Source organism: Pseudomonas sp. NFX15 (assembly GCF_049132105.1).
GTDB lineage: Bacteria > Pseudomonadota > Gammaproteobacteria > Pseudomonadales > Pseudomonadaceae > Aquipseudomonas.
Genome location: NZ_JAFMPV010000056.1, coordinates 1 through 1,270 on the forward strand (window position 1 = coordinate 1; position 1,270 = coordinate 1,270).

Below are 1,270 nucleotides of genomic sequence, written 5' to 3' on the forward strand. Positions count from 1 at the left end.
TCATGAAAAAGAATTCGCTATCCCGGTAACCGTACGCCATCCGTTTGATGACCTTTATTCGATTGTTTATGCCTTCCAACTGTCCTGTGTGCATCGGCCAGCGAACCCGACTGACGATGCCTCGCCAGTAAGCCTTTAGCCGCTTGGCGAACTGGATCAGTGCCGGTATTTCGCTTTCATGAGCATGGCGCAGCCATTGCTTCCAGGCCGATCGCCAAGCCCAGGCAGCACTCGGTGTCCAGAGTGTTTTGAGCTCAGCCTTCATCAAATACACCGTCGTCAGCGATTGGTTGGCCGCCAACAAATCATGCAAGCGAACCTGCTGTTCCGGCGTTTTCAGATTCTGTGGATTGCGCAGCAACAGCCATCGCGCCTGCTTGATAACCTTGCGAGCCGGCTTGTCATGACGCAACCGGTTAGCTTCGTCGACGCGGACCCGGTCAATGACCTCTCGGCCATATTTGGCCACCACATGAAAGAGGTCGTAGACCACTCGCGCTTTCGGGCAGTGCTGACGAACCTCCAGGTCAAACGCAGTGTTCATGTCCATTGCCACCGCTTCGATTCGAGCACATCCCTCTGGCCCAAGCTCTTCGAAAAAGGGCCGAACTGCCGCCCGGCTGCGGCCTTCGCCAATCCAAATCACTCGTCGCGTATCGGCATCCAACACAACACTGGCGTAGCGATGCCCTTTAAACAGTGCGAATTCATCCATCACCAGGCGTCGTGGTTGCGCCTTCGGCAACTCGCTCAATGCCGCCTGCAAGGCCCGACGCTCCAGCAACCGCACGGTGTCCCAATGCAGCCCAAACATCTGGGCCACGTGCAGGGTGGGAAGGCGTTCGCAGGCCTGAATAACCGCATCAGCCAAGCGGCGTGTCATGCGCGCATAGCGATCCAGCCAACTCACGGCCTCCATGCGTTTGCCACAGTCGCGGCAGCCAACGCGCCTGAGCAGCACGCTGAGGCGTACCGCGCGGCCGAGAATGGGCAAATCGCGAACGGTTCGCTCGCAATACTCATGAGTGGTTGAACAAGGCTTTTGGCAGCCACCACAGGAAGGAAATCGGGTGGCGTGGGGAGTCAGTTCGATCCGTAGGGCATCACCCTCAGGCTTGATCGTGACGACAGAAAAGCCCTCCCAAAACGGAAGGAAAGTATTAATATCGCGCATAAGAACGCCGGTTTGTTAGATGTGTTTGCTCGCACGAACATCATCAATCAAATCGGCGTTCTTGTTTCTGTGTTTCCCGGGATTCCGTGAAGAACC

The 1,270-nt window shown here is 56.5% G+C and carries 1 protein-coding gene; it reads right to left on the minus strand.

Annotated elements, in window-relative coordinates; genetic code table 11:
• Positions 1-1,174: ISL3 family transposase (locus J1D76_RS27790; protein ID WP_421141558.1), on the minus strand; the 1,174-nt coding region annotated here is incomplete at its 3' end.
• Between the last annotated feature and the right edge of the window lie 96 nt (positions 1,175-1,270).